Origin of the sequence: Micromonospora sp. NPDC047644 (assembly GCF_040704315.1) — a bacterium.
Lineage (GTDB): Bacteria > Actinomycetota > Actinomycetes > Mycobacteriales > Micromonosporaceae > Micromonospora.
Genome location: NZ_JBEYSY010000004.1, coordinates 268,465 through 288,591 on the forward strand (window position 1 = coordinate 268,465; position 20,127 = coordinate 288,591).

Genomic DNA, 20,127 nt, shown 5'->3' on the forward strand with positions numbered 1-20,127 from the left:
GACAACACAAAGTGCAAGATCGCGGGAGTAGAGCGGGTGGGAGCGCGGCGGGACGGGGGGTGGGGTGGGTGGGCCTGGGGGCGATGGGCGGCAGCGGGGCGGGCGGAGTGGCGCGGGCCGTGGTGCGGCGGCGGCGCGAGCGGCGCCGGGGACGCCGGAAGCGCAGGGACATGCGGGGCGGGCGCTGGATGCGGGGCGGGTGCTGGAGACGCGGGGCGGGTGCGGAGAGGCGGGGTGGTTAGCGGGGTTGTTCGGCGTTGCGGGCTATGTTGCGGGCCATTCCGCCGAAGACCACCGCGTGGAACGGGGCCACCGACTTCCAGTAGGCGTGCCCCGGCAGGCCGCGCGGCAGGAAGACGGCGCGTTGCTGGTAGCGGCTGCGGCCGTCGTCGGCCGGTAGGACCCGCATCTCCAACCAGGCCCGACCGGGTAGCCGCATTTCGGCGCGCAGTCGCAGCAACTCGCCCGGGACGATCTCCTCGACCCGCCAGAAGTCCAGCGCCTCGCCGACCTGGAGGCGGTGCGGGTCGCGTCGACCCCGCCGCAGCCCGACCCCGCCGACCAGCCGGTCCAGCCAGCCGCGTACCGACCAGGCGAGGGGGAACGAGTACCAGCCGTGTTCGCCGCCGACGCCCTCGACGACCCGCCAGAGCGCGGTGGGTGGTGCGTCGACCGCTCGTTCCCGTACGTCGGTGTAGGCGGTGCCACCGGACCACACCGGGTCGGTGGGCAGTGGTTCGGCGGGCGCGTCCGGGCCGCTCGCTGTGGACCAGCGGGTCTCCACCTGGGCGTCGCGCACCTTGGCCAGCGCCAGCGCCACCGCCTCGTCGAAGCCGGTCAGCCCGCCGGGTGGGTCGGGGACGTAGCGGGCGATGTCGTGTTCGTGGGCGACCGCCTCGTGGATCAGGCTCTCCACCAGGGGGCGGGCAATCTTGTTCGGCACCGGGGTGATCAGCCCGACCCAGTGCGAGGAGAGGGACGGGGTGAGCGGGCGGACCGGCACGATGATGCGCCGGCGCAGCCCGGCCACCCGGGCGTAACGCTGCATCATCTCGCGGAAGGTCAGCACGTCCGGACCGCCGACGTCGAAGCCCCGGTTGACCTCGGTCGGCAGTTCCGCGCAGCGGGCCAGGTAGTGCAGCACGTCGCGGACCGCTATCGGTTGGATCCGGTTGCGGACCCAGCGTGGGGTGATCATGGCGGGCAGCCGCTCGGTCAGGTAGCGCAGCATCTCGAACGACGCCGAGCCGGACCCGATGATCACCGCGGCGCGGAGCACCGCGGTGGGCACTCCGCTGTCCAGCAGGATCCGGCCCACCTCGGCCCGGGACCGCAGGTGCGGCGAGGGGACCTCGGAGTCGGCCGCCGGCTCCGGACCACCGAGGTAGACGATCCGGCGTACGCCCGCCGCGCGGGCCGCCGCCGCGAAGTTCGTCGCTGCCGCCCGGTCCGCCGCCTCGAAGTCCGCCCGACCCAGCGAGTGCACCAGGAAGTACGCGACGTCCACGTCGGCGAACGCGGCAGGCAGAGTCTCCGGACGGCTCAGGTCGCCCTCGACGAGCTCGGCCGCCGACGCCCACGGCACGTCGCGCAGGCGTCCGGTCTTGCGCGCCAGGCAGCGCACCGTGTGCCCGTCGGCGAGCAGCAGCGGCGTCAGCCGCCCGCCGATGTAGCCGGTAGCGCCGGTGACGAGGCATCTCACGGGTTCCAGTGTGCGGCCCCCGAGTGCCTGTTGCACAAGAACTGGCCGGCCTGCGGCGGGCCCGGACGACGCCCGGCGGCGATGCGGTCACGTCCGGATACCGGTGTTGTATCCGGACGTGACCGCGCCTTGCCGGATCGCCGCCCGGACTCCGCCTCGGCTCGGCCGCCCTTGTGCGACAGGCCCTAGACTCGTTCGCTGTGGAGACCGACACGAGCACCTTCTGGGGGCCGGATTTCGCGCAGCTCAGGGCCACCGACCCGGAGATCGCCGAGGTGGTCCTCGGCGAGTTGGACCGGTTGCGCGGCGGCCTGCAGCTCATCGCCAGCGAGAACCTGACCTCGCCGGCGGTGCTGGCCGCGCTCGGTTCGACGCTGACGAACAAGTACGCCGAGGGTTACCCGGGCCGGCGCTACTACGGCGGTTGCGCCGAGGTGGACCGGGCCGAGGAGATCGGCATCGCCCGGGCCAAGGAGCTCTTCGGGGCCGAGCACGCGAACCTCCAGCCGCACTCCGGGGCGAGCGCCAACCTGGCCGCGTACGCCGCGTTGGTGCAGCCGGGGGACACGGTCCTGGCGATGGACCTGCCGCACGGCGGGCACCTCACCCACGGCAGCCGGGTGAACTTCTCCGGTAAGTGGTTTCACCCGGTCGGCTACCCGGTGCGGCCGGACACCGAGCTGATCGACTACGACGAGGTACGGGACCTGGCGCGGGCGCACCGACCCAAGCTGATCATCTGCGGGGCCACCGCGTACCCGCGCCTGATCGACTTCGCGCGCTTCCGGGAGATCGCCGACGAGGTCGGCGCGTACCTGATGGTGGACGCCGCGCACTTCATCGGCCTGGTCGCCGGTCGGGCGATCCCGTCCCCGGTGCCGTACGCCGATGTCGTCTGCGCCACCACCCACAAGGTGCTGCGCGGGCCGCGCGGCGGCATGATCCTGTGCCGCGAGTCGCTGGCCCAGCGGATCGACAAGGCGGTCTTCCCGTTCACCCAGGGCGGCCCGCTGATGCACGCGGTCGCGGCCAAGGCGGTCGCGTTGCGCGAGGCCGCCCAGCCGGAGTTCCAGACGTACGCCCGGCAGGTGGTCAGCAACGCCCAGGCGCTCGCCGCCGGGCTGGCCGACGAGGGGATGCGCCCCGTGTCCGGTGGCACCGACACCCACCTCGCCCTGATCGACCTGCGGGAGCTGGGGGTGACCGGCACCGAGGCCGAGCGCCGCTGCGACGCCGCGTCGATCACCCTGAACAAGAACGCCATCCCGTACGACCCGCAGCCGCCGATGGTGGCCTCCGGCATCCGGGTGGGCACACCGAGCGTCACCACGCAGGGGATGCGCGAGGGGGAGCTGCGCCAGGTGGCGACCCTGATCGCCCGTGCGGTGCGCACCGATCCCGGCGCAGCGGGCGGGGTCGACGAGTTGACCCGGCTCGGTGCCGAGGTGGCCGAGCTGGTCGCGGCGTTCCCGGCGTACCCCCGTGGCTGAGCCCGGGGTGGTCGAGCGGGGCACCGACCGGCGGTGGCGGCTGCGGCACCTGCCGGTGTTGTTGAGCGCGTCGGCGGCGCTCGCCGTGGTCGCCGCGGTGGTGGGCGGGGTGCTCGGCGGTGTGACGGCCGCGGTCGGCGCGGCGGCCGGAGTGGGCGTCACGGTGCTCAGCTACACCCTCACCACTGTGGTGCTGGCGCGGGCCGACCAGGTCAACCCGCAGTTGGTGCTGCCGCTCGGGGTGGGCCTGTACGTGTTGAAGTTCAGCCTGTTGGGTGCGGTGCTGGTGGCGGTGGGGTCGACTGGTTGGCCCGGTTTGATCCCTCTCTGCCTCGGCATCGTCGCCGGGGTGGCAGTGTGGACAGCGGTGCACCTCTGGTGGCTGACCGCGGTGCACGCTCGCCGGCCGCAGGGCTGACCCGGCGGTCGTCCCAACCAGCGGACGCGCCGCAATGTGTCGGCCTCCGGTCATTTTCCGACGGGCGGAAGGGGAGTAGCGTGCCCACAGACGACGGCGCCCACGAGAAGCCCACACAACGACGGTTGTGCGGGGGGTGAGGCACAGCCTCGTCTTCCCGGCTGATATCGTTCGCCCCGTCATGGCTGGTGACCAAACCCCCCGTCCCGCCGGTGAACCGGACGATTATCCGTCCGGTGCCGGTCAGGGTTGGACCGCGCTCAGCTACCTCATCGGAGGAATGCTCGTGTGGGGTTTCATCGGCTGGCTGGTCGACCAGTGGCTCGATACAGGTGGCGTCGCCACCGGCATCGGCGTCGTGCTCGGCGTGACCGGGGGGATCATCCTCGTCGTCCGTCGGCTCGGCACGCCTACTTAGGAAGGGACACGGTGTTCGGACAGGCGAACGTTCTGGCAGCGGGCCAGGCGGCATTCCCACCCAGCGTGGACGACTTCTACCTGCCCGCGATCGTGCCCTGGGGCGCGGAGAACGCCCCGTGGTTCACCAAGTTCACGTTGATGATCTGGATCGCGGTCGGCGTTCTGATCATCTTCTTCCTGGCGACCTATCGGAACCCCCAGTTGGTGCCGACCAAGAAGCAGTGGTTCGCCGAGTCGATCTACGGCTTCGTGCGCAACAACATCTCGGTCGACATGATCGGTCACCAGGGCGTGCGGTTCGCTCCGTACTTCACGACGCTGTTCTGCTTCGTGCTGTTGACGAACTCGTTCGCGATCATTCCGTTCTTCCAGATCTCGCCGAACTCGCACATCGCCTTCCCGGCGATCCTCGCGGTGATCAGCTACGTGCTGTTCAACTACATCGGCATCCGGCACCACGGCTTCGGCAAATACTTCAAGCACGCCCTGATCCCGCCGGCACCGTGGTACATCCTGCCGCTGCTGATCCCGATCGAGGCGTTCTCGACCTTCATCATCCGGCCGTTCTCGCTGGCCGTCCGTCTCTTCGCGAACATGTTCGCCGGCCACATGCTCCTGCTGGTCTTCACGCTCGGCGGCTTCGCGATGCTCAACGCCAACGCCTGGCTGGCGCCGATCTCGGTGGTCTCCTGGGTGATGACAGTGGCGCTGACCCTCCTCGAGGCGCTGGTCATCGTCCTGCAGGCATACGTCTTCACCGTGCTGAGCGCCAGCTACATCCAGGGCGCGCTCGCCGAAGAGCACTGATCCACGCACCAACCGTTGTCGTCCCGCGTGAGAGTCACGCGTGATAACCAGGAGGAACCACTAATGGATTACGTCGCCGCGGTAGAGGGCAGCACCGCCGCCATCGGCTACGGCCTCGCGGCCATCGGCCCGGGCATCGGCGTTGGCCTGGTCTTCGCCGCCTACATCCAGTCGACCGCCCGGCAGCCCGAGTCGTCGCGCATGACCCTGCCGTACGTCTGGATCGGCTTCGCCGTCATCGAGGCGCTCGCGCTGTTCGGCATCGCCTTCGGCTTCATCTGGGCCGGCTGATTCCGCCCCTTCCGACCGGGAGGTCACCCATGTTGTTCCTCCTCGCCGCCGAGGGTGGTGAGTCAGACCACAACCCGATCATTCCGATCTGGCAGGAGATCGTGGTCGGCACGGTCGCCTTCGCCGTGCTCTGCTTCGTGCTGATGAAGTTCGTCTTCCCGCGCATGGAGCAGACGTTCCAGGCTCGGGTCGACGCGATCGAGGGCGGCATCAAGCGCGCCGAGGCCGCCCAGGCCGAGGCGAACCAGCTGCTCGAGCAGTACCGTGCCCAGCTCGCTGAGGCTCGGACCGACGCCGCCAAGATCCGTGACGACGCGCGGGCCGACGCCGAGGGCATCCGCCAGGACATCCTCGCCAAGGCGCGGGAAGAGTCCGACCGGGTCATCCAGGCGGGCAAGGACGCGCTCGCCGCCGAGCGGGCCACCATCGTGCGCGAGCTGCGCGCGGAGGTCGGCACCATCGCGGTGGACCTGGCCAGCAAGATCGTTGGCGAGTCGCTGGCCGACGAGGCGCGGCGTAAGGGCACCGTCGACCGGTTCCTGAGCGGTCTCGAGAGCACGGGGGCCCGCTGATGCAGGCCGCCAGCCGGGAGTCGTACAAGGTCGCGGCCGAGCGCCTCGACGCGTACGTCCGCGGCGCGGAGCCGTCGGCGGTGGCCTCCACCGCCGACGCCATCCTCTCCGTGGCGACCCTGCTGCGGCGGGAGCCGCGGCTGCGCCGGGCGCTCTCCGAGCCGGCCCGCTCCGGCGAGGATCGCGGGGCGCTGCTCGGCGACATGCTGGGCGGGCGGATCGGCGCGGACGCGCTCGACCTGCTCGTGTCGCTGGTCGCCGGCCGGTGGTCGGCACCGTCGGAGCTGCTCGACGGCACCGAGCGCCTCGGCGTGGAGGCGCTGCTGGCCAGCGCTGACTCCGCCGGCGAGTTGGGCGAGGTCGAGGACGAGCTGTTCCGCTTCGGCCAGGTCGTCTCGGGGCAGTCAGCGCTGAGCAACGCGCTCGCCGACCCGGTCGCCCCGGTCGAGCAGCGGGCCACCCTGGCCCGCGAGCTGCTGGCCGACAAGGCCCGCCCGGTCACCGTCCGCCTCGTCGAGGCGGCGCTCGGCGGGTTCGGGGGACGCTCCTTCAGCGGGGCGCTCACCCGGCTGGTCGAGCTGGCCGCCGACCGGCGTGACCGGCAGGTGGCGTACGTGACCGTCGCGGCCCCGTTGAGTGACGAGGACGAGCGTCGGCTGGGTGCGAGCCTCACCGCGATATACGGTCGAGAGGTCTCCGTCAAGCAGACGGTCGACCCCGCCGTTCTCGGTGGCGTGAGCGTCCGGGTCGGTTCCGACCTGTACGACGGCACCATCCTGCGCCGCCTCAACGAGACCCGCAACGCGCTCGCGAAGCGCTGAACGGCTTCGCCGCCCGCAATGTGGTGGTTCCGCCGCCTCAGCGTTGGGGCGGCTCCGCCGCCGCAGCGCCCGGATTGACAGACGCCATTCGGACCGGTTGGTACTAGGTATCCCGGGCCCCTGAATTTTAAGGAAGCAGAGGATGGCCGAGCTGACCATCTCGACGGAGGAGATCCGCGGCGCCCTGGAGCGCTACGTCTCCTCCTACTCGTCCGACGTCTCCCGCGAGGAGGTCGGCACCGTCGCCGACACCGGCGACGGCATCGCCCACGTCGAGGGCCTGCCCTCGACCAAGACCAACGAGCTCCTGGAGTTCGAGGACGGCACGCTCGGCGTGGCGTTGAACCTCGACGTGCGGGAGATCGGCGTCGTCGTCCTCGGTGACTCCGCCAAGCTCGAGGAGGGCCAGCGGGTCAAGCGCACCGACCGGGTCCTCTCGGTCCCGGTCGGCGACGCCTTCCTCGGCCGCGTGGTCAACGCCCTCGGCCAGCCGATCGACGGCCTCGGCGACATCGCCGAGGAGGGCTACCGCGAGCTGGAGCTGCAGGCTCCGAACGTGATGGCCCGGCAGTCGGTGTTCGAGCCGCTGCAGACCGGCATCAAGGCCATCGACGCCATGACGCCGATCGGCCGGGGCCAGCGGCAGCTGATCATCGGTGACCGCAAGACCGGCAAGACCACCGTCGCGCTGGACGCCATCCTCAACCAGCGGGACAACTGGCGCACCGGCGACCCGAAGAAGCAGGTCCGCTGCATCTACGTCGCCATCGGCCAGAAGGCCTCCACCATCGCCTCGATCAAGGGGCAGCTGGAGGAGGCGGGCGCGCTGGAATACACCACCATCGTGGCCTCGCCGGCCTCCGACCCGGCCGGCTTCAAGTACCTCGCCCCGTACACCGGCTCGTCCATCGGGCAGCACTGGATGTACGGCGGCAAGCACGTTCTGATCGTCTTCGACGACCTGAGCAAGCAGGCCGAGGCGTACCGGGCCGTGTCGCTGCTGCTGCGTCGCCCGCCGGGCCGTGAGGCGTACCCGGGTGACGTCTTCTACCTGCACTCCCGCCTGCTGGAGCGCTGCGCGAAGCTCTCCGACGAGCTGGGTGGCGGCTCGATGACCGGTCTGCCGATCATCGAGACGAAGGCCAACGACATCTCGGCCTTCATCCCGACCAACGTCATCTCGATCACCGACGGCCAGATCTTCCTGGAGACCGACCTGTTCAACCAGGGCGTTCGTCCGGCGATCAACGTCGGCACCTCGGTCTCCCGGGTCGGTGGCGCCGCGCAGGTGAAGCCGATGAAGAAGGTCTCTGGTTCGCTGCGGCTCAACCTGGCCCAGTACCGCGAGCTGGAGGCGTTCGCCGCCTTCGCCTCGGACCTGGACAAGGCCTCGCAGAACCAGCTGAACCGCGGTTCGCGTCTGGTGGAGCTGCTCAAGCAGTCGAACTACTCGCCGTTCCCGGTGCAGGAAGAGGTCGTCTCGGTCTGGTCCGGTGTCGAGGGCAAGCTCGACGACATCCCGGTCGGCGAGGTGCGGCGCTTCGAGTCGGAGTTCCTCCAGTACCTGCGGCACAAGCACGAGGGTGTCCTCGCGTCGATCGCCGACAACCAGTGGAACGACGACATCACCGGCTCCCTGGACACCGCGATCGCGGAGTTCAAGCAGGTCTTCCTCAACAAGGAGGACGAGCGCAAGGTCAACGACGCGCCGGCCGCTCCGCTTGAGGGCGACGAGAACCGCGAGACGGTGACCCGCTTCCGCGACAGCGCGACCGACCGCCCGGCCGAGAGCTGATCCCATGGCGGCCCAGGTTCGCGTTCTTCGTCAACGAATCCGCTCGGCGAAGTCGATGAAGAAGATCACCAAGGCGATGGAGCTCGTGGCGACGAGCCGGATCGCCAAGGCCCAGGCCCGGGTGCAGGCGTCCCTGCCGTACGCCCAGGCCATCACCGGTGTGCTCACGGCGCTGGCGTCCAACGCGCGGATCGACCACCCGCTGCTCACCCCGCGCGAGCGGGTGCGGCGGGCGGGCGTTCTGTTGGTCACCAGTGACCGTGGCCTGGCCGGCGGTTACAGCTCCAACGCGATCAGGATGGCCGAGTCGCTGATCGCGCGGCTCAAGGCGGACGGCAAGGAGCCGGTGCTCTACGTCATCGGGCGTAAGGGCGTCGGGTTCTACCGGTTCCGCGACCGGCCGATCGAGGCGAACTGGACCGGGTTCAGCGAGCAGCCGTCGTTCGAGGACGCCCGTACCGTGGGTGAGACGCTGATCAAGGCGTTCACCGCCGGTGCGGACGACGTCGACGGTGGTGCTGGCGCGGACGGGGTGCTCGGCGTCGACGAGTTGCACATCGTCTACACCGAGTTCCACTCGCTGATGACGCAGAACCCGGTCACGAAGATCATCGGCCCGATGCAGGTCGAGGACCGGCCGCGCTCCGAAGGGCTGCTGCCGGCGTACGAGTTCGAGCCCGAGGCGGAGGCGCTGCTCGACGCGCTCCTGCCGAGGTACATCAACACGCGGATCTACGCGGCGTTGCTCGAGTCGGCGGCGAGTGAGTCGGCGGCACGGCGGCGGGCGATGAAGAGCGCCACCGACAACGCCGAAGAGATGATCGAGAAGTACACGCGTGAGATGAACTCGGCCCGTCAGGCCGGGATCACCCAGGAGATCAGCGAGATCGTCGGCGGCGCCAACGCGCTTGCCGCGTCGGGAAGTGAAGTGTGATGACTGCACCAGTAGAGACCAAGACGGCCACGGGTCGCGTGGTCCGGGTCATCGGCCCGGTCGTCGACGCCGAGTTCCCGCGCGACGCCATGCCGGCCCTGTTCAACGCCCTGAACGTCACCGTGAGCCTGTCCGGCGGTGAGAAGACGCTGACCCTGGAGGTCGCCCAGCACCTGGGTGACAACCTGGTCCGCGCCATCTCGATGCAGCCGACCGACGGTCTGGTTCGCGGCGCGGAGGTTCGTGACTCCGGTTCGCCGATCACCGTTCCGGTGGGCGACGCGGTCAAGGGCCACGTGTTCAACGCGATCGGCGAGGTGCTCAACCTCAAGGAGGGCGAGACCCTCAACCCGGACGACCACTGGGGCATCCACCGCAAGGCCCCGGCCTTCGCGGACCTGGAGCCGAAGACCGAGATGCTGGAGACCGGCATCAAGGTCATCGACCTGCTCGCCCCGTACGTCAAGGGCGGCAAGATCGGCCTGTTCGGCGGCGCGGGCGTGGGCAAGACGGTGCTCATCCAGGAGATGATCACCCGTGTTGCCCGTAACTTCGGTGGTACCTCGGTCTTCGCCGGCGTGGGTGAGCGCACCCGTGAGGGCAACGACCTCATCGCCGAAATGACCGAGTCCGGCGTCATCGACAAGACCGCGCTGGTCTACGGCCAGATGGACGAGCCGCCGGGCACCCGGCTGCGGGTGGCGCTCTCCGCGCTGACCATGGCGGAGTACTTCCGCGACGTGAAGAAGCAGGAGGTGCTGCTCTTCATCGACAACATCTTCCGCTTCACCCAGGCCGGCTCGGAGGTCTCCACCCTGCTCGGGCGTATGCCGAGCGCCGTGGGTTACCAGCCGACCCTGGCGGACGAGATGGGCGAGCTCCAGGAGCGGATCACCTCCGTCCGGGGCCAGGCCATCACCTCCATGCAGGCGATCTACGTGCCGGCGGACGACTACACCGACCCCGCTCCGGCCACCACGTTCGCCCACCTGGACGCGACCACCAACCTGGAGCGGTCGATCTCCGACAAGGGCATCTACCCGGCCGTGGACCCGCTGGCGTCCTCGTCCCGGATCCTCGCCCCGGAGTTCGTCGGCGCCGAGCACTTCCAGGTCGCCACCGAGGTGAAGAGGATCCTGCAGCGCTACAAGGACCTGCAGGACATCATCGCCATCCTCGGCATCGAGGAGCTCTCCGAGGAAGACAAGATCACCGTGGCCCGGGCCCGGCGGATCGAGCGTTTCCTCTCGCAGAACACCTACGCGGCGGAGCAGTTCACCGGCGTTCCGGGCTCGACGGTCCCGATCAAGGAGACCATCGAGGCGTTCCGCAAGATCAGCGAGGGTGAGTACGATCACTTCCCCGAGCAGGCGTTCTTCATGTGCGGCGGCCTCGATGACCTGGAGAAGAAGGCTGAGGAGCTGATGAAGGGCTGACCAGCCCCCATCGATTCCCGTAGCAAAAAGACTGCCCCGGCAATGCCGGGGCAGTCTTTTGTTCATGTTCGCGCCTTACCATCGTCGCGGTCCGTTACTCGTGGTAGTCACTCTCGCGGCTCCCGAGCTACGGTTCGTTCCGCGCTCACCTGAACGAGCGTTGATCTGTGCAACCTTTCGACGACGTGCGCCCGTCTTTCTCGGCGTGGGCGTAACGAACGGAGCTGCTCGTGGGTAAGGCCGGCAAGAGTGGCCGCAAGCCGTCCCTCTGGCGAGGTGTGCCGCGGTGGGCCAGGCTCTGCACGGTGTTCGGCACCGTGCTGACCGTGCTCAGCGGCGCCGTGCTGGTCAGCACCGAGGTGTTGATGGCCCGCTACGAGGGGTCCGTCGGCAAGGCCGACCTCTTCGGCGACCAGGCCGCGGGCGCCCAGGCGAAGAAGAGCGACATCAAGGGTCCGCTCAACATTTTGCTCGTCGGCATCGACCCACGTACGGCGACGGCCGCGCCGCTGGCCGACTCGATCATGGTGCTGCACGTGCCGGCCTCGATGGACCGGGCCTACCTGTTCTCGCTGCCTCGTGACCTCTACGTGCGGATTCCGGCGTTCAAGAAGGCCGAGTTCCCGGGCGAGACCACGAAGATCAACGCGGCGATGTCGTTCGGCAGCAGGGTGCCGGGGGCCAACCCCGACGCGGCGCGGGGCTTCGAGTTGCTGGCCAGCACCGTGCAGAACGTCACCGGCATCAAGCGCTTCGACGCCGGCGCGATCATCAACTTCACCGGTTTCCAGAAGATCGTCGACGCCATGGGCGGTGTCGACATGTACATCGAGCGCGACGTGAAGTCCGAGCACAAGCAGCCGGACGGCAAGCCGCGGCCGGGCAACACCCGTGGTGAGGGCTACGTCGGCCCGCAGGCGATCTACAAGAAGGGCAACCGGCACCTCAGTGGGTGGCAGGCGCTGGACTACGTCCGGCAGCGCTACCCGAAGAACGGTGTTCCGGATTCCGACTACGGTCGCCAGCGCCACCAGCAACAGTTCGTCAAGGCCATGGTCGGCCAGGCGTTCAGCGCCGACGTGGTGTCCAACCCGATCAAGCTGGACAAGGTGCTCCGCGCCGCCGGCCAGTCGTTGATCTTCAACGGTCGGGGCAACAGCGTTGTCGACTTCGGGCTCGCGCTGAAGGACATCCGCCCGAACACCATTGAGATGATCAAGCTGCCCGGTGGTGGAGTCTTCGAGGGTAAGAAGTACCTGGGCGAGCAGTTCCAGGACGGTGTGCCGGACTTCTTCACCGCCCTGCACAACGAGCAACTCGACCCGTTCCTGCTGGAGCACCCGGAATTCGTCAACAAGACCAAGTAGTCAGGTCGGCGTTGTCCCCACCCGCGTTGGGCGCGCCGCATCGTCAGGCTAGACTTTCGGCAATCCGTAGCCGCAGCAAGGAGACAGCGTGGCACAGCAGCTTCACGTCGAGCTCGTCGCCGTCGAGGAGAAGGTCTGGTCCGGTGACGCCGAGATGGTCGTCGCCCGGACGACCGAAGGCGAGCTCGGTGTCCTGCCGGGGCACGCGCCGCTGCTCGGCCAGCTCGCCGAGCCCGGCCAGGTACGCATCAAGCTCGCCGGCGGCGAGCAGGTCGCCTACGAGGTGGCCGGCGGCTTCCTCTCGGTGAGCGCCCAAGGTGTCACCGTGCTGGCCGAGAGCGCAACCCCGGTCTCCGCGCAGAGCCGCTGAGCCACACCGGGGATGGAGATCGTCGAAGGATTCGGAATCGGCGTTGTCGTCATCCTCGGCGCGCTTCTGATCCTCTTCGTCCGGCGAGCTGTGGTCACCCGCAGCGGCGGCATCATCCGGCTCAGCGTCCGGGTCTCCACCATGCTCGACGGCCGTGGCTGGTCGCCCGGCTTCGGCCGGTTCGCCGGTGACGAGCTCCGCTGGTACCGGATGTTCAGCTTCGCGATTCGGCCCAAGCGGGTGCTCTCCCGCAAGGGGCTGGCCGTGGAGCGCCGCCGGTTGCCCGAAGGTCAGGAACGGTTCTCCATGCCGGCCGACTGGGTGATCCTCCGCTGTACCAGTCACCACGCACCGGTGGAGATCGCCATGGCGCGATCGACAGTGACCGGTTTCCTCTCCTGGCTCGAGGCCGCCCCTCCGGGGGCGGTCTCGCCGCGTATGGCCTCCCAGGACTGGCCGGCTGCCTGATCGGCTCTTCTGTGGTTGCTCTTCTGGGTTTCCGGGGAGCCCGCCCGGCTCCGGGCGGTCAGGCTTGATCCCTGCGCCGGTCGGGCTCCCCCGGAAACCCCTTCGTGGGCACTGCCGCCGTTCTGGCATGGTTTTCAAGCACCTGCCGTTACCGGTGTGGCTGAGTCTTGCCCATTTCAGTGGTTGGGCGCGGGTGATCGACTCGGGTTTCTTGACGCCGTGGTGTCCTGGTGGCCAGGATGGCCCGACTTCATGGAACCCGAGTCGATCTAGGCGCTGACACGCCTTGGCCCTGGCGGGCGTCGCCCGGAGGACGAGTCGGCCTTGGCTACGCGTGGTGGCGGGCAGAGTGGGAACTCAGACCTCGACGTGGTGCGGAGCGCCCGACGTTCAGCGCTTGCCGCCCGGCACCCATAGCACATCTCCTGCCGGATTTGCCGTTCTTGACAGGATAAAGAGCAGATCGGAGAGCCGGTTGAGATACTTTGCCGGGAGCGTGCTGGTTCGTTCCGGATCGTGGCTGACCAGCGCCCACGCTGCCCGTTCGGCACGCCGGGCGACGGTCCGCGCCACGTGCAGCAGCGCCGCGCCTGCGGTGCCGCCGGGGAGGATGAAGGAGTCGAGCTTGCTCAGGCGTGCGTTGTACTCGTCGCACCAGCCCTCCAGGCGCTCGACGTACTCCTCGGTGACCCGCAGCGGCGGGTACTTCGGCTCCGGCTCGACCGGGGTGGACAGGTCGGCGCCGACGTCGAACAGGTCGTTCTGCACCGACCCCAGCACGCCGCGAAGCTCCTCGTCGAGGTTTCCCAGCGCGAGCGCGACGCCGATCGCCGCGTTGCACTCGTCGACATCCGCGTACGCGGCGATCCGTGGATCGGTCTTCGGCACCTGCTCGTTGTTGCTCAGCCTGGTCATGCCGGCGTCGCCGGCCTTGGTGTAGATGCGCGTGAGGTGGACGGCCATGACGCACAGCCTACGGATTCCCGACCTGACGATCCCGGCGCGGCCGGACAGCACCGCCGGCTGGCCGGTGGTGGTGGGCCCCGGCGACGCCGGCGATTCGGCGGTCAACGATGTCGACGTCATCCGGGTACACGGTGACGCCCGCCTGTCCGGCACCGTGCACGTGGTCGGTGCCAAGAACTCGGCGTTGAAGCTGATGGCCGCCGCGCTGCTGGCGCCGGGCCGCAGCGTGATCACCAACGTCCCCCGGATCACCGACATCGCGATCATGGGGGAGGTGCTGCGTCGGCTGGGCTGCGACGTCCAGTTCGACGCGGACGACCCGGTCGACCCGATGGTCGCCCGGGGCGGGGTGGCCCGGTCCCGGTCGGTGACGATCGACGTACCCGAGCAGCCGGGCGCGGAGGCCGACTACGACCTGGTCCGACGGCTGCGCGCGTCGATCTGCGTGCTCGGCCCGTTGCTGGCCCGCCGGGGGTACGTGCGGGTGGCGCATCCCGGCGGCGACGCGATCGGGTCGCGGGGGTTGGACATGCACATCTCCGGGCTGACCCGGATGGGGGCGGAGATCTCCGGTGAGCACGGGTTCGTCATCGCCTCCGCCCCACACGGGCTGCGGGGCGCGGACATCGTGCTGGATTTCCCCAGCGTCGGCGCGACCGAGAACCTGGTGATGGCGGCGGTGCTGGCCCAGGGCACCACGATGATCGACAACGCGGCGCGGGAGCCGGAGATCGTCGACATCTGCACGATGCTCAACCAGATGGGCGCGCGCATCGTCGGCGCGGGCACGTCGACGTTGCGCATCACCGGTGTGCCCGGTCTGCGTCCGGTGCGCCACGCCACGGTGGGGGACCGGATCGTCGCCGGCACCTGGGCGTTCGGTGCGGCGATGACCCGCGGGGACGTGACGGTGACCGGGCTCGACCCGGCCTTCCTGGAGATCGCCCTGGACAAGGTGGTGGCGGCCGGCGCGCTGGTGGAGACCCGGGGGGACGGCTTCCGCGTACGGATGGACGAGCGGCCCCGGGCGGTGGACGTGGTGACGCTGCCGTACCCCGGTTTCGCGACCGACCTGCTGCCGATGGCGATCGGGCTGGCGGCCGTCAGCGACGGCGCCTCCCTGATCACCGAGAACATCTTCGACGGCCGGTTCATGTTCGCCAACGAGATGATGCGGCTCGGCGCGGACATCAAGACCGACGGGCATCACGCGGTCGTCCGGGGCCGGGACCGGCTCTCCGGTGCCCCGGTGCGGGCCACCGACATCCGGGCCGGAGCAGGGTTGATCATCGCCGGACTCTGCGCGGAGGGGGTCACCGAGGTCTCCCACGTGCACCACGTCGACCGGGGCTACCCGGACTTCGTGGCCGACCTGCGGGCACTCGGGGTGACGGTCGAGCGGGGCACCACGCCGGAGGAGCCGGAACTGGAGATCTGACCCCGACCGCCACTTAGCCATCGTTCAGTCTCGCCGACTAGGGTGCAGGCAGGCACTCAATCGCAGCGAGGGAGAAACAGATGGCGGGTCGACTCGCGGTCGTCGGGGCCGGGTTGATGGGTTCCGGCATCGCCCAGGTGGCGGCGCAGGCGGGCTGGCAGGTGACGCTGCGCGACCTGGACGAGGCGGCCACCACCCGGGGTCTGGGCGGCATCCGGAAGTCACTGGAGAAGTTCGCCGAGAAGGGCAAGATCGAGGCGTCCGAGGTCGAGGCGACCCTCGCGCGGATCACGCCGACCACCGATCTGGAGGCGGCGGCGGACGCGGACATCGTGGTCGAGGCGGTCTTCGAGCGGTTGGAGATCAAGCACGAGGTGTTTCGCGCTCTGGACAAGATCTGCAAGTCGGACGCGGTGCTCGCCACCAACACCTCGGCGATCCCGGTCACCCAGATCGCCGCGGTGACCGAGCGCCCCGAGGCGGTGGTCGGCACCCACTTCTTCTCCCCGGTGCCGATGATGCAGCTCTGCGAGCTGGTACGCGGCTACAAGACCAGCGACGCCGCGCTCGACACCGCGCGGGCCTTCGCCGAGGAGATCGGCAAGACGGTCGTCGTGGTCAACCGGGACATCGCCGGCTTCGTCACCACCCGGCTGATCTCCGCCCTGGTGATGGAGGCGGTCAAGCTGGTCGAGTCCGGCGTGGTGTCCGCGGAGGACCTGGACACCGCCTGCCGGCTGGGCTTCGGGCACGCGATGGGTCCGCTGGCCACCACCGACCTGACCGGCGTGGACGTGCTCCTGCACGCCTCGAAGAACATCTACACCGACACCGCCGACGAGAAGTTCTTCCCGCCGGAGCTGCTCCAGCGGATGGTCACCGCCGGCGACCTGGGCCGCAAGACCGGCAAGGGCTTCTACACCTACTGAGTTTGTGGCGACCGGGGCGGGCGCCCGCCCCGGTCGGCCGGTCAGCCGTCGCGCTTGGTGGTCCAGCGGAAGGTGGTCAGGCAGAGCACCACACCGATCACGCACCACAGAACCAGCACCACGGCCACCCGGCCCAGCTCGAACGAGCCGCCCGGTTCCTGCGCGCCGAAGCTCTCCGGCAGGAACACCGACCGCAGCCCCTGGCATATCCACTTGAGCGGGAACACCGCCGCCACCTGCTGCATCCAGGTGGGCAGGTCGGTGAAGACGAAGAACACCCCGGAGATGAACTGGAGCACCAGGGCCACCGGGGTGACCACCGCCGAGCCGCTGCGGGCGGTGCGGGCCAGTGACGAGATGGCGATGCCGCACAGGGTGCAGGCGGTCACCCCGAGCACGGAGACCCAGCCGAAGGTGAGCCACTTCGCGGCGGTACCCGGCAGGTCGAGGTCGAACAGCGCCACCGCGAACGCCAGCAGCAGCGCCGTCTCGGCGATGCCGATCACTACCACCATGATCACCTTGCCGGCGAACCAGACCCACTTCGGCATCGGCGTGCCCCGGTAGCGCTTGAGCACGCCCCGGTCCCGCTCGACCGGGATCCAGATGCCCAGGTTCTGGAAGCTCACCGTCATCAGGCCGGTCGCGATCATGCCGGTGATGAAGTACTGGGTGAACTTGACCCCGCCGCCGATCGTCCCGTCGAAGATCGACGCGAAGATCAGGATCATGATGATGGGGAAGCCCATCGTGAAGACCACCGACTCCCGGCTGCGCAGGAACTGGGTGATCTCCAGTCGGCCCTGGCGCAGGGCGAGCGCGCCGGCACCCGGCCGCTGGCCCCGAGGCGTGGCGACCGCGGAGGCCGGGTTTGTCGTGGTCGTCATCGCGTGTGTCCGATCATCTTCAGGTAGACGTCCTCCAGGCTCGGCCGGGTCACCGTGAGGCCGGGGACCTCGCCGCCGTGGCGCGCGGCGAGGTCGGCCACGAGGGCCGTCGGCGTCGCGGTTTGCGCACGTTCCAGCGTCCCGTCCGGGGTACGCCAGGAGACCGTGGCGAGGGCCTCCTGCCGATTGCCCAGCCGGTTGGGTGCGGCGACCTCGACAAGTCGGCCACCGGCGATCACGCCGACCCGGTGGGCGAGGGCCTCGGCCTCGTCCAGGTAGTGGGTGGTGAGAACGATCGTGGTGCCGGCCGCGGCGAGATCGCGGATCAGCTCCCAGAACTCACGACGGGCTTCCGGGTCGAAACCGGTGGTCGGCTCGTCGAGGAAGAGCAGCTCGGGGCGACCGATGATGCCCAGGGCCACGTCCAGGCGGCGCTTCTGCCCGCCGGAGAGGGTGTGCGTGCGGGCTTTCGCCTTGTCGGCCAGCCCGACCCGCTCGATCACCTTTGCCGGGTCGTCGGCGTCGGGGTAGAAGCCGGAGAAGTGCCGGACCACCTCGGCCACGGTCAGCTCGTCGAACTCGCCGGTGCCCTGGAGCACGATGCCGACCCGGGAACGCCAGTCCGCGTCGGGGTTGGCCGGGTCCGCGCCGAGCACGCGGACCTCGCCGGCATCCCGGTGCCGGTAACCCTCCAGGATCTCCACCGTCGTGGTCTTGCCGGCGCCGTTCGGGCCGAGCAATGCGAACACCTCGCCACGGTGGACGTCGAGATCCACGCTCGCCACGGCGACGTTGTCGCCGTACGCCTTGCGCAGCCCTCGGACGGAGATGGCCAGCTCGTCATCCATGTCGTCAAGTGTGCGTCCTGGCGGCAACCGGCGGGTGTCCGGGGTGTGGCGGTCCGCGCCACAGCGGGGGCTTGACGCCCTGACGTCCCCGACATGGACCTGTGTGGTTTTCCACAGCTCCTTTTACTGAACGGTAACTTAGACTCCGGCCATGGATGAGACGCCATTCCCGGGGCGGCTGCCCGAGCGGGACCGCCCGTGGGTGATGCGCACCTACGCCGGCCACTCGTCGGCCGCGGCGACGAACGCGCTCTTCCGCCGCAACCTGGCGAAGGGGCAGACCGGCCTCTCGGTCGCCTTCGACCTGCCCACCCAGACCGGGTACGACCCGGACCACGAACTCGCCGCCGGTGAGGTCGGACGGGTCGGCGTGCCGGTGGCTCACCTGGGCGACATGCGGGCGCTCTTCGACGGTCTTCCGCTCGCCGGGACGAACACCTCGATGACCATCAACGCCCCGGCGATGTGGCTGCTCGCCCTGTACGGCACCGTCGGGCTGGAGCAGGGCGCCGACCTGGCCCGCTGCGCCGGCACCACCCAGAACGACATCATCAAGGAGTACCTGTCCCGGGGCACCTACATCTTCCCGCCGGCGGCGTCGCTGCGGCTCACCGCCGACGTGGTGGCGTACACGCTGCGCGAGATGCCCCGGTGGAACCCGGTGAACATCTGCTCGTACCACCTCCAGGAGGCCGGTGCCACGCCCGTGCAGGAGGTCGGCTTCGCGCTGGCCACCGCCGTCGCCGTGCTCGACGCGGTACGGGACTCCGGTCAGGTGCCGGCCGAGCGGATGGGTGACGTCGTCCAGCGGATCTCGTTCTTCGTCAACGCCGGGGTGCGCTTCGTCGAGGAGATCGCCAAGATGCGCGCCTTCGGCGTGCTCTGGGACGAGATCACCCGGGACCGGTACGGGGTCACCGACGCCAGACACCGGCGGTTCCGCTACGGCGTGCAGGTCAACTCGCTCGGCCTGACCGAGGCGCAGCCGGAGAACAACATCCAGCGCATCGTGCTGGAGATGCTCGGCGTGACGATGTCCCGCGACGCCCGGGCCCGCGCGGTTCAACTGCCCGCCTGGAACGAGGCGCTCGGCCTGCCCCGACCGTGGGACCAGCAGTGGTCGCTGCGGATGCAGCAGGTCCTGGCGTACGAGTCGGACCTGCTCGAATATCCCGACCTCTTCGCCGGTTCGCACGTGATGACCGCGCTCGTCGACGAGATCGTCACCGGGGCGCGGGTCGAGCTGGGCGCGGTGCTCGAGCTGGGCGGCGTCGTCGCCGCGGTGGAGACCGGCTACCTCAAGAGCGCGCTGGTCGCGTCGCTCGCCGAGCGGCGTCGACGGATGGAGTCCGGTGCCGACGTGGTGGTCGGGGTCAACCGGTACACCGAGACCGAACCGTCCCCGCTGACCGCTGCCGGCGCGGGCGCCGTCGAGCAGGTCGACCCCGCGGTCGAGGCGGCCGCCGTGGACGGCGTACGCCGGTGGCGGGCCGACCGGGACGCGGCCGTCGTCGACGCGGCGCTGGCCCGGCTGCGCGCGGACGCCGCGACCACCACCAACCTGATGCCGGCCACCCTGGAGTGCGTGCGGGCCGGGGTGACCACCGGCGAGTGGGCCGGCGCGCTGCGCCAGGTCTTCGGCGAGTACCGGGCGCCGACCGGGCTGGCCGGCGCCACCGGCGGCGGCGGGGAGCCGGGCCTCGCGGCGGTCCGCGAGCGGGTCGCCGCGACGGCGCTGGAGCTGGGCAGTGGCCGGCTGCGGCTGCTGGTCGGCAAACCCGGCCTGGACGGGCACTCCAACGGCGCGGAGCAGATCGCGGTACGCGCCCGTGACGCCGGTTTCGAGGTCGTCTACCAGGGCATCCGGTTGACCGCGGGGCAGATCGTCGCCGCGGCTGTCGAGGAGGACGTCGACCTGGTCGGGCTCTCCGTGCTCTCCGGGTCGCACCTGGCCGCCGTGCCGGCGGTGCTCGACGGGCTGCGCGCCGCCGGCCGGGCCGACCTGCCGGTGGTGGTGGGCGGCATCATCCCGGCCGGTGACGCGGACACCCTCCGCGCGGCCGGGGTCGCCCGGGTCTTCACGCCGAAGGACTTCGCCCTCACCGGCATCATCGACGACCTGGTGACCGTCATCCGTCGCGCCAACGACCTGCCCTGACCGCAGGGCC

General features: G+C 69.8%; 20 protein-coding genes. 16 read left to right on the forward strand and 4 right to left on the reverse strand.

Annotated elements, in window-relative coordinates; genetic code table 11:
- Nucleotides 1–238 precede the first annotated feature (238 nt).
- Complete coding sequence (locus AB0877_RS09030) at nucleotides 239–1,702, reverse strand: SDR family oxidoreductase (RefSeq protein WP_366608047.1); 1,464 nt, start codon at nucleotides 1,700–1,702, stop codon at nucleotides 239–241.
- Between the two features lie 200 nt (nucleotides 1,703–1,902).
- Here AB0877_RS09030 and glyA point away from each other — a divergent pair, with 200 nt between their 5' ends.
- The 13 genes from glyA to AB0877_RS09095 all read left to right on the forward strand — a co-directional run bounded on the left by glyA (nucleotide 1,903) and on the right by AB0877_RS09095 (nucleotide 12,891).
- A complete protein-coding gene (glyA, locus tag AB0877_RS09035; RefSeq protein ID WP_366608048.1) occupies nucleotides 1,903–3,192 on the forward strand; it encodes a serine hydroxymethyltransferase in 1,290 nt (429 codons plus the stop codon).
- Nucleotides 3,185–3,610 carry a hypothetical protein gene (locus AB0877_RS09040; protein ID WP_366608049.1) on the forward strand — a complete coding sequence of 142 codons (426 nt, stop codon included), beginning with the start codon at nucleotides 3,185–3,187 and terminating at the stop codon, nucleotides 3,608–3,610. The genes glyA and AB0877_RS09040 overlap by 8 nt, the downstream gene beginning before the upstream one ends.
- A gap of 181 nt (nucleotides 3,611–3,791) precedes the next feature.
- Nucleotides 3,792–4,028, forward strand: a complete 237-nt coding sequence (locus AB0877_RS09045) for an AtpZ/AtpI family protein (RefSeq protein WP_091405894.1) — start codon at nucleotides 3,792–3,794, stop codon at nucleotides 4,026–4,028.
- 11 nt (nucleotides 4,029–4,039) lie between these two features.
- Nucleotides 4,040–4,837, forward strand: coding sequence for a F0F1 ATP synthase subunit A (atpB, locus tag AB0877_RS09050; protein ID WP_124857598.1), 798 nt, complete (start codon nucleotides 4,040–4,042; stop codon nucleotides 4,835–4,837).
- A gap of 63 nt (nucleotides 4,838–4,900) precedes the next feature.
- Nucleotides 4,901–5,128, forward strand: a complete 228-nt coding sequence (locus AB0877_RS09055) for an ATP synthase F0 subunit C (protein ID WP_074314047.1) — start codon at nucleotides 4,901–4,903, stop codon at nucleotides 5,126–5,128.
- 32 nt (nucleotides 5,129–5,160) lie between these two features.
- A complete protein-coding gene (locus tag AB0877_RS09060) occupies nucleotides 5,161–5,700 on the forward strand; it encodes a F0F1 ATP synthase subunit B (RefSeq protein WP_112584053.1) in 540 nt (179 codons plus the stop codon).
- Nucleotides 5,700–6,521 (forward strand): F0F1 ATP synthase subunit delta, encoded by an 822-nt coding sequence (locus AB0877_RS09065; protein ID WP_366608050.1) that lies wholly within the window; start codon nucleotides 5,700–5,702, stop codon nucleotides 6,519–6,521. The genes AB0877_RS09060 and AB0877_RS09065 overlap by 1 nt, the downstream gene beginning before the upstream one ends.
- 142 nt (nucleotides 6,522–6,663) lie before the next feature.
- Complete coding sequence (gene atpA / locus AB0877_RS09070) at nucleotides 6,664–8,316, forward strand: F0F1 ATP synthase subunit alpha (protein WP_366608051.1); 1,653 nt, start codon at nucleotides 6,664–6,666, stop codon at nucleotides 8,314–8,316.
- A gap of 4 nt (nucleotides 8,317–8,320) precedes the next feature.
- Entirely contained in the window at nucleotides 8,321–9,250 is a 930-nt protein-coding gene (locus AB0877_RS09075; protein ID WP_334501836.1) for a F0F1 ATP synthase subunit gamma, read from the forward strand.
- Nucleotides 9,250–10,686, forward strand: coding sequence for a F0F1 ATP synthase subunit beta (gene atpD / locus AB0877_RS09080; RefSeq protein WP_366608052.1), 1,437 nt, complete (start codon nucleotides 9,250–9,252; stop codon nucleotides 10,684–10,686). The genes AB0877_RS09075 and atpD overlap by 1 nt, the downstream gene beginning before the upstream one ends.
- 224 nt (nucleotides 10,687–10,910) lie before the next feature.
- Nucleotides 10,911–12,053, forward strand: coding sequence for an LCP family protein (locus AB0877_RS09085; RefSeq protein ID WP_366608141.1), 1,143 nt, complete (start codon nucleotides 10,911–10,913; stop codon nucleotides 12,051–12,053).
- Nucleotides 12,054–12,141: 88 nt separating this feature from the next.
- Nucleotides 12,142–12,423 (forward strand): F0F1 ATP synthase subunit epsilon, encoded by a 282-nt coding sequence (locus AB0877_RS09090; RefSeq protein WP_366608053.1) that lies wholly within the window; start codon nucleotides 12,142–12,144, stop codon nucleotides 12,421–12,423.
- A gap of 12 nt (nucleotides 12,424–12,435) precedes the next feature.
- A complete protein-coding gene (locus AB0877_RS09095; RefSeq protein WP_366608054.1) occupies nucleotides 12,436–12,891 on the forward strand; it encodes a DUF2550 domain-containing protein in 456 nt (151 codons plus the stop codon).
- 390 nt (nucleotides 12,892–13,281) lie between these two features.
- On the opposite strand, the gene AB0877_RS09100 is transcribed toward AB0877_RS09095, so the two are convergent.
- Nucleotides 13,282–13,854, reverse strand: coding sequence for a cob(I)yrinic acid a,c-diamide adenosyltransferase (locus AB0877_RS09100; RefSeq protein ID WP_091405871.1), 573 nt, complete (start codon nucleotides 13,852–13,854; stop codon nucleotides 13,282–13,284).
- Between AB0877_RS09100 and murA the strand changes: the two genes are divergently transcribed.
- Together murA and AB0877_RS09110 are read left to right on the forward strand one after the other, a co-directional pair.
- On the forward strand, nucleotides 13,853–15,295 hold the full coding sequence (murA, locus tag AB0877_RS09105) for a UDP-N-acetylglucosamine 1-carboxyvinyltransferase (RefSeq protein ID WP_366608055.1): 1,443 nt from the start codon (nucleotides 13,853–13,855) through the stop codon (nucleotides 15,293–15,295). The two genes, AB0877_RS09100 and murA, sit on opposite strands and share 2 nt — an antisense overlap.
- Nucleotides 15,296–15,375: 80 nt before the next feature.
- On the forward strand, nucleotides 15,376–16,224 hold the full coding sequence (locus AB0877_RS09110) for a 3-hydroxyacyl-CoA dehydrogenase family protein (RefSeq protein WP_355008054.1): 849 nt from the start codon (nucleotides 15,376–15,378) through the stop codon (nucleotides 16,222–16,224).
- Nucleotides 16,225–16,265: 41 nt separating this feature from the next.
- Here the strand turns inward: AB0877_RS09110 and AB0877_RS09115 are convergent, their stop codons facing one another.
- Both AB0877_RS09115 and AB0877_RS09120 read right to left on the reverse strand, forming a co-directional pair.
- Complete coding sequence (locus AB0877_RS09115) at nucleotides 16,266–17,111, reverse strand: ABC transporter permease (protein ID WP_366608056.1); 846 nt, start codon at nucleotides 17,109–17,111, stop codon at nucleotides 16,266–16,268.
- Entirely contained in the window at nucleotides 17,108–17,959 is an 852-nt protein-coding gene (locus AB0877_RS09120) for an ABC transporter ATP-binding protein (protein WP_366608057.1), read from the reverse strand. The genes AB0877_RS09115 and AB0877_RS09120 overlap by 4 nt, the downstream gene beginning before the upstream one ends.
- A 151-nt stretch (nucleotides 17,960–18,110) precedes the next feature.
- Between AB0877_RS09120 and AB0877_RS09125 the strand changes: the two genes are divergently transcribed.
- On the forward strand, nucleotides 18,111–20,117 hold the full coding sequence (locus AB0877_RS09125) for a protein meaA (RefSeq protein WP_366608058.1): 2,007 nt from the start codon (nucleotides 18,111–18,113) through the stop codon (nucleotides 20,115–20,117).
- The last annotated feature ends 10 nt before the right edge of the window (nucleotides 20,118–20,127 follow it).